This is a genomic window from Serratia sp. HMSC15F11 (genome assembly GCF_001808215.1).
GTDB lineage: Bacteria > Pseudomonadota > Gammaproteobacteria > Enterobacterales > Enterobacteriaceae > Serratia > Serratia nevei.
In genome coordinates, this window is sequence record NZ_KV792444.1 from 1 (window position 1) to 366 (window position 366).

1 protein-coding gene is annotated in these 366 nt (G+C 52.7%); it reads right to left on the reverse strand.

The genetic code is table 11. The annotated features are described in order from the left end of the window. Positions 1-200: lysozyme (locus HMPREF3138_RS09345; protein WP_038883646.1), on the reverse strand; the 200-nt coding region annotated here is incomplete at its 3' end. Between the last annotated feature and the right edge of the window lie 166 nt (positions 201-366).

The following is a 366-nucleotide window of genomic DNA, read 5'->3' on the forward strand; positions in this document are numbered from 1 at the left end:
AAAGCGGTGGCCAGTTTTAGTTGACCACTACAATCGGCAGTAGCCTGATCAATCTGCATTCCTGGCCCGACTTTCTTACCGTCAACTGGCTGCGTCCATCCGTAACCAATCGTCCAGATGCCCACCGAATCCTGATAGGCTTTCAGGCGCAGACCTTCGAAGCGCTTAATCAGCTCAATGCCGCTTTTACTGATATTCATTGCTATCGCTCGCTTTATTCAGGAATCGACGCGCTAACGCCTTAATCAGCGAAGCGCCAGACCAGCCCGCCATTCCACAGACGCCACCCATCACTTCTGACGGCTAGTCGTAGTGCAGGGCGATCATCACCATGGTTAACCCGGCGAAGATAGAAACGAAGAGCTG